6 protein-coding genes and 1 tRNA gene are annotated in these 6,699 nt (G+C 68.9%); 3 read left to right on the top strand and 4 right to left on the bottom strand.

The genetic code is table 11. The annotated features are described in order from the left end of the window. Positions 1-251 precede the first annotated feature (251 nt). Positions 252-1,628 (bottom strand): class II 3-deoxy-7-phosphoheptulonate synthase, encoded by a 1,377-nt coding sequence (locus HUV06_RS13760; protein ID WP_174301825.1) that lies wholly within the window; start codon positions 1,626-1,628, stop codon positions 252-254. 146 nt (positions 1,629-1,774) lie between these two features. Here HUV06_RS13760 and HUV06_RS13765 point away from each other — a divergent pair, with 146 nt between their 5' ends. After that, positions 1,775-2,134 (top strand): DMT family protein, encoded by a 360-nt coding sequence (locus tag HUV06_RS13765; protein WP_174301826.1) that lies wholly within the window; start codon positions 1,775-1,777, stop codon positions 2,132-2,134. Positions 2,135-2,136: 2 nt separating this feature from the next. Here HUV06_RS13765 and gor read toward each other — a convergent pair whose 3' ends face one another. The 3 genes from gor to glmU all read right to left on the bottom strand — a co-directional run bounded on the left by gor (position 2,137) and on the right by glmU (position 5,669). Beyond that, the gene (gor, locus tag HUV06_RS13770) at positions 2,137-3,522 is read right to left on the bottom strand and encodes a glutathione-disulfide reductase (protein WP_174301829.1); all 1,386 of its coding nucleotides are present in this window, start codon (positions 3,520-3,522) and stop codon (positions 2,137-2,139) included. Between the two features lie 78 nt (positions 3,523-3,600). Beyond that, positions 3,601-4,299, bottom strand: coding sequence for a ribose-5-phosphate isomerase RpiA (gene rpiA / locus HUV06_RS13775; RefSeq protein ID WP_174301827.1), 699 nt, complete (start codon positions 4,297-4,299; stop codon positions 3,601-3,603). Then, positions 4,296-5,669, bottom strand: coding sequence for a bifunctional UDP-N-acetylglucosamine diphosphorylase/glucosamine-1-phosphate N-acetyltransferase GlmU (gene glmU, locus HUV06_RS13780; RefSeq protein ID WP_256430082.1), 1,374 nt, complete (start codon positions 5,667-5,669; stop codon positions 4,296-4,298). The genes rpiA and glmU overlap by 4 nt, the downstream gene beginning before the upstream one ends. A gap of 121 nt (positions 5,670-5,790) precedes the next feature. Here glmU and HUV06_RS13785 point away from each other — a divergent pair, with 121 nt between their 5' ends. Both HUV06_RS13785 and HUV06_RS13790 read left to right on the top strand, forming a co-directional pair. Next, positions 5,791-6,600: an HAD-IA family hydrolase gene (locus HUV06_RS13785; protein WP_174301828.1), complete on the top strand. Its 810-nt coding sequence runs from the start codon at positions 5,791-5,793 to the stop codon at positions 6,598-6,600. A gap of 24 nt (positions 6,601-6,624) precedes the next feature. Beyond that, positions 6,625-6,699 (top strand) — tRNA-Val (locus tag HUV06_RS13790).

Below are 6,699 nucleotides of genomic sequence, written 5' to 3' on the forward strand. Positions count from 1 at the left end.
AGGATGGCGAAGACGGACGGTAGGCGCATGGATAGGCTCCGGCCTGCGCTTACAGGCGGCACGGCCACGGTGCAGGCCGTCTCAGACGTGCCCGCTTAGACTATCCTGTTGCTCCAGACATCAGGCCGAATGCGCCAGGTCCACGAACAACGCCAACTGTTCATTTCCGATAATAGATCTTCTGCGCATCATGGGTGGTGGGAGGCGTGGGTAGACGCTTGGGCAGCTGTCTCCCTCTCCGCTTCGCGCGTTTACCCGGCGGCCGCCCAAATTGGCGCTGACCGCCGCGCTTTCAGGTTTTCCGCCACCAGGAATGCGAGTTCCAGCGCCTGGTCCGCGTTCAGCCGCGGATCGCAGTGGGTATGGTAGCGGTGCGAGAGTTCGTCCTCCGCCAGCGCCCGCGCGCCGCCAAGGCATTCGGTAACGTTCTGCCCGGTCATTTCCAGGTGCAGCCCACCCGGATGAACGCCCTCCGCCCGGGCCACCTCGACAAAGCTGCGCACCTCCTTGAGGATGCGGTCGAACGGCCGGGTCTTGTAGCCGTTGGCCGCCTTCAGCGTGTTGCCGTGCATGGGGTCGATCGACCAGACCACCTGGCGGCCCGCACGCGCGGTGGCGCGCATCAGCGCCGGCAAGCGCGCCTCCACCTTGTCCGAGCCGAAGCGGCCGATCACCGTCAGCCGACCCGGCTCGTTGTTGGGGTTAAGCACGTCGATCAGGCGCAGCAGTTCGTCCGGCTCCATCGCCGGCCCGCACTTGCAGCCGATGGGGTTCCTGATCCCCCTCATGAACTCGACGTGGGCGCCGTCCAGCCCCCGCGTGCGCTCCCCGATCCACAGCATGTGGGCGGAGGTGTCGAACCACTCCCCGCCCTGGCTGTCGACGCGGGTCATAGCCTCCTCGAAGCCGAGCAGCAGGGCCTCGTGGCTGGTGAACACCTCCACCCGCTTCAGGTCCGGATGGGTCTCCGGCGTGACGCCCACGGCCGCCATGAAGGTCAGCGCCTCGCTGATCTTGTCGGTCAGCTCGCGATAGCGGGCGCCCAGCGGACTGTCGTCCACATAGCCCTGCGTCCAATTATGGATGTTGTAGAGATCGGCGTATCCGCCGCCCGCATAGGCGCGCAGCAGGTTCAGCGTGGAAGCCGACTGTCCGTAGGCCTTGAGCAGCCGCTCGGGGTCGGGCGCGCGGGAGATCGGGTCGAAGTCCTGCCCGTTGATGTTGTCGCCCCGGTAGGACGGCAGGGTCACGCCGTCTATGGTCTCCGTAGCCTCGGAGCGCGGCTTGGCGAACTGCCCCGCCAGCCGGCCGACCTTCACCACGGGCTTGCCGCCGGCGAAGGTCAGGACCACCGCCATCTGCAGGATCAGGCGGAAGGTGTCGCGGATGTTGTCGGCGTGGAACTCGCGGAAGCTCTCGGCGCAGTCGCCCCCCTGCAGCAGGAAGGCCTCACCTTTGGCCACCGAGCCGAGCAAGCCCTTCAGTCGCCTCGCCTCGCCGGCGAACACCAGCGGCGGCATGGACCGCAGCCGGTCCTCGGCGACCACGAGCGCATTGGTGTCCGCATAGTCCACGGGGATATGCTTGGCGGGGCGCGCGCGCCAGCTGGAGGGTGTCCAGCGTTGCATGGATAAGGCCTGATCAGGAATTTGGGTGAAGACGCAGACCCAGGATATAGGTCCGCCGCCAGTTCAGCGCAAAACCTTCCTGCGCCAGCGTGAATCGCCCTGATCAAGGCGATTGACGCTGGAGCTCTGTCGGTGGAGCAACCGCCATGCCCACGATCCCACCCCGGCTAGCGCCGATAGTGCTGCTGATCGGATCCAACCTGTTCATGACCACGGCCTGGTATGGCCACCTGAAGTTCAAGGACCGGCCTCTCTGGATGGTGGTCCTGGTGAGCTGGGCGATCGCCTTCTTCGAATACTGGCTCGCCGTGCCGGCCAACCGCATCGGCAGCAACGTCTATTCCGCCGCCCAGCTGAAGGCCATTCAGGAGGTGATCACGCTCACGGTGTTCGCCGCCTTCTCCGTGTTCTATCTGGGCCAGAAGATCACCGTGAACCACCTGATCGGGTTCGCCCTGATCGCGGCGGGGGCCTTCTTCGTGTTCCGCGGCCAGGCCGCCGGCTGACCCTACTCCGCTGCGATCAGCTCCGCCGGCGTGTACGTCTCGTGCATGGTCACCAGTTCCTCGGCGGCAGACGGGTGCAGGGCGCAGGTGGCGTCCCATTGGGCCTTGGTGAGGCCGGCCTTCACCGCGATGGCGGCCAGCTGGATCATCTCCGGGGCATCCGGGCCCACGATGTGGCACCCTACGACCTTGCCGCCGTGGGGGCAGACCACGAGCTTCATCAGGGTCTGCTCGTCATCGCCGGCGAAGGCCGTCTTCATGGCGCGGAAGGTGGTGCGATAGACGTCGACACGACCGAGCTTGTGGCGCGCCTCGGCCTCAGTCAGGCCCACCACCCCGGCAGGCGGCTGGGAAAAGACCGCGGTGGGAATGTCCGCGTGGTCGAACCTGGTCGGCCGATCGTAATAGACCGTCTGGGCGAAGGCGGCGCCCTCACGGATGGCGACGGGCGTCAGGTTCACCCGGTCGGTCACGTCGCCCACCGCAAAGATGTGGGGCACGTTGGTCTGGGAGAAGTCGTCCACGGCGACCGCTCCCTTGCCGTTCAGCTCCACCCCGGCCGCCTCCAGCCCCAGCCCCTTGACGTGCGGCTCGCGCCCGACGGCGAACATGACCTGTTCGGCCTCCACCACCATCGAGTCGGTCAGATGGCTCCGGAATCCGCCCTCGATCTTCTCGATCCGCTCGTGCTGGCAGGCCAGCGCCACCTTCAGGCCGCGCTTGGCGAGCTCGCCCGCCACATGCGACCGCACATCCTCGTCGAAGCCCCGCAGCAGGTTGGAGCCACGATAGGCCAGGGTCACGTCCACTCCCAGGCCGTGGAAGATGCAGCCGAACTCCACCGCGATGTAGCCGCCGCCCACGATCAGGATGGACTTCGGCAACTCTGGAAGGTGGAAGGCCTCGTCGGACGTGATGCCGAACTCAGCGCCGGGCACGTCGTCCGGCAGCCGCGGCCGGCCGCCGGTGGCGATCAGGATGCGCTCGGCTGTGACCGTCTTGTCCATGCCGACCAGCTCCAGCGTGTGGGGATCGACGAAGCGGGCCTTGGTGGTGAAGAGGTCGGCGCCCGCCTTCTTCAGGTTGGCGGTGTAGGCGCCGGACAGCCGGGCGATCTCGCGATCCTTCTGGTCGAGGAAGGTCGGCCAGCTGAAGCTCAGGTCCTCGCAGCCACTCCAGCCATATCCCTTGGCCAGCTCGAACTCGCGCGCGAAATTGGAGGCGTAGACCATCAGCTTCTTGGGCACGCATCCGCGGATGACGCAGGTGCCCCCCACGCGGGACTCCTCGGCCACCGCCACGCGCGCGCCGGTCATGGCCGCAAGCCGCGCCGCCCGCACGCCACCAGAACCCGCGCCGATCACGAAGAGGTCGTAGTCGTAGGCCATGGCGTCCTCGCGTCCGTCCCGCACCGGGACCGCTGCCCAGCGCATATAGAGGCGGGCGCTGCAGGAGAGAATGGGCGCCTAGCCGTGCAGCCACCTCACGCCTTCCGGCCCGGCGATGAGGGCGCCATCAGCCAGTTTAAGGAACAGGCCATGCTCCACCACGCCAGTGATGTGGTCGAGGGCGGCCGCCAGCCTTGCAGGTTCGGGAATCACGCCGCAGCTGACGTCGTAGATGACGTTGCCGCCGTCTGTGCTCACCGTCGCACCCTGATGCGCACGCAGCCGCGGTTCGGCGGTGATCCCCGCTTCCCGGGCCGCGGCCGCCAGGCGCGTCGCGGTACTGGCGTGGCCGAAAGCCACGACCTCCACGGGAAGCGGAAAGCGGCCGAGCCGTCCGACCACCTTGCTTGCATCCGAGATGACGATGCAGCGGCGAGAGGCCTCCCAGACCAGCTTCTCGCGCAACAGCGCCGCCCCTCCCCCCTTCAACAGCGCGAGGTCAGGGCCGATCTCGTCGGCGCCGTCGAGGGTCAGATCGATCCTACCCGCAGCATCAAGCTCGACAAGGTCGAGGCCGACGCCGACGCCGAGGGCCGCCGTCGCGTCCGACGTCGCCACGCAGCGAAGCCGGAGCCGCTCCGTCTTCACACGCATGCCCAGCGCCCGGACCATCTGGGCCGCCGTGGAGCCCGTGCCGAGGCCCACGGTCATGCCGTCCTCCACCAGGGCCGCAGCGGCCTCGCCGACCGCGCGCTTCTGCTCGTCGGCGGTCGTCAAGGCTTGCTCCTCGCCGCCAGCTTCCGGGCGCGGAAGCGGGAAGCCCAGCCGGGTTTCTCCACCTGGGGTCCACGCTCCAGCGCCAGTGCGTCGTCAGCCACGTCCCGGGTGATCACGGAGCCCGATCCCGTCATCGCCCGGGCGCCGATCCGGACCGGCGCCACAAGTGCGGTGTCGGAACCGACGAAAGCATCTTCACCCACGGACGTATGATGCTTGTCGAAGCCATCGTAATTACAGAAAATAACGCCAGCGCCTATGTTGGCGCGGGCGCCGACCTCGCCGTCTCCGAGATAGGCGAGATGGTTCGCCTTGGCGCCGGCGCCGAGCGTCGCATTCTTCACCTCCACGAAATTGCCCACATGCGCACCCTCCCCGATCTGCGCGCCGGGGCGGAGCCGGGCGTAGGGGCCGACGATGGCGCCTGTCTGCACATCGGCGCCCTCCAGATGGCTGAAGGCGCGGATCACCGCACCGCTTCGGACCTTGACCCCCGGCGCGAACACCACGTGCGGCTCCACGAGCACGCCACCTTCCACCACCGTGTCGTGGGCGAAGATCACCGTGTCCGGAGCCGGCATCGACACGCCGGCGGCCAGCGCCTCATGCCTGCGGTTCGCCTGCCAGTAGGCCTCGGCTGTGGCCAGTTCCGCCTGAGAGTTGACGCCGAGCGTCCGGACCTCGTCGGTCAGCACCGCTGCGACCTGCAGGCCGCGCCCGCGCGCCAGCCCCACCACGTCGGTGAGGTAGTATTCGGCCTTGGCGTTGGCGTTGGTGACCTCGCCCAGGAGTTCGAACAGGAGCGGGGCTGGCGCGGCGATCACGCCGGCGTTGCACAGGCGGATCGCCCGTTCCGCCGCATCGGCCTCCTTGGCCTCCACGATGCGGCCCAGGCCGCCGCCGGCCTCCATCACCAGACGTCCGTAAGCGCCGGGGTCGGCGGCCTCGAAGCCCAGGACCGCCAGGGCGGCGCCGGACCGCCGCGCGGCGAACAGGGGCTCCACCGCCGCGGCGTCCAGGAGCGGCGTGTCCGCATAGGTCACCACCACGTCGCCTGTGAAGCCGGCGAGCGCGGTCTCCGCCGCCCGCACGGCATGGCCGGTGCCGAGCGGAGGATTCTGGATCGAGATCGCCCCCTCTCCGAGGCGCTTGACCGCATGGGCGGCGACCAGGGGTGAGTGCGCGCCGGCGACCACCACGATCCGTTCGGCCCCGAGCGTCTGGGCCGTGTCGATGGCGACGTCCAGCAGGGTGCGCCCGGCCAGGCGGTGCAGCACCTTGGGGGTAGGCGAGCACATCCGCGTGCCCTGCCCCGCCGCCAGGATCACGACGGCGCGAGCGGAGGCTGCGGGAGGGGCGGGGTCGGCCAAGAGGCGGTCCTTCGAGAGGTCGTCTGCAGCGCCCGGTGGAGCGCGACGTGGCGGCTTGCGCCAGCCGGCGATCTAGCCCAAAGCCCCGCTGCTTTCGAGCCTACAGCGAGCCGCATCGGATATGACGTCCTCCCTCGCAGCGCCCGCGCCAACGACGTTCGCCGAACCGGCGTCGGACACTCCGGCGCCGGGACGGCTGGACGGCGCGACGATCGCGTTCGATCTCGACGGCACCCTGGTGAACACCGCGCCCGATCTGGTCGGCGCGCTGAATGTCGTCCTGGGCGAGCGAGGCCTGCCGCACGTCCTCCAGGAGGCCGCCGGCTACCTGGTGGGCAAGGGGGCGCGCGCCCTGATCACACGCGGTTTCGCCCTTGCCGGCGAACCTCTGCGCGAAGAGGAGGTCGCGGGCTTGGTCGTCCGCTTCGTCGAGGCCTATCGCGCCCGCATCGCCAGCGAGAGCCGCCCCTATCCAGGCCTGGAGGCCGCCCTCCAGTCTCTGGCTGAGGCAGGCGCGACCCTGTGCGTCTGCACCAACAAGCGCACCGACCTGTCCCTGGCCCTGCTGGATGCGCTGGGTCTCACAGGCCGCTTCGCCGCAGTGACCGGCGCGGACCGGGCGCCTGCGCCGAAGCCGGACCCGAGCCACTTCCTCGTCTCCATCGCCGAGGCGGATGGCGACCCGGCCTACGCCGTCCTGGTCGGCGACAGCGCCAACGATGTGCGATCCGCCCATGCGGCAGGCGCGCCGGTGGTGGTGGTGAGCTTCGGCTACACCGACATCCCACCGTCCGAGCTTGGAGGCGACGCGCTGATCGACCGGTTCGACGAGCTGCCCGTCGCCGTCGAGACGATCCTGGCCGGGTTGCGTCAGACCCGGTCGCGGGCCTTGCCCGGTCCCGAGGCCTCCGCTATAGACCCGCTGTCCTGACGCACAGGCCTTGCCGGCCTCGGCGGACGCGTAGCTCAGCGGGAGAGCATCGCCTTCACACGGCGGGGGTCGTAGGTTCAATCCCTACCGCGTCCACCA

The sequence above is a fragment of the Caulobacter sp. S45 genome (assembly GCF_903642205.1).
In the GTDB taxonomy this organism is placed as follows: domain Bacteria; phylum Pseudomonadota; class Alphaproteobacteria; order Caulobacterales; family Caulobacteraceae; genus CAHJWH01.

Coding starts and splice junctions, on each gene's coding strand:
- HUV06_RS13765 (WP_174301826.1), top strand. CDS start 1,775: ATGCCCACGATCCCACCCCGGCTAGCGCCGATAGTGCTGCTGATCGGA.
- gor (WP_174301829.1), bottom strand. CDS start 3,522: ATGGCCTACGACTACGACCTCTTCGTGATCGGCGCGGGTTCTGGTGGC.
- HUV06_RS13760 (WP_174301825.1), bottom strand. CDS start 1,628: ATGCAACGCTGGACACCCTCCAGCTGGCGCGCGCGCCCCGCCAAGCAT.
- HUV06_RS13785 (WP_174301828.1), top strand. CDS start 5,791: ATGACGTCCTCCCTCGCAGCGCCCGCGCCAACGACGTTCGCCGAACCG.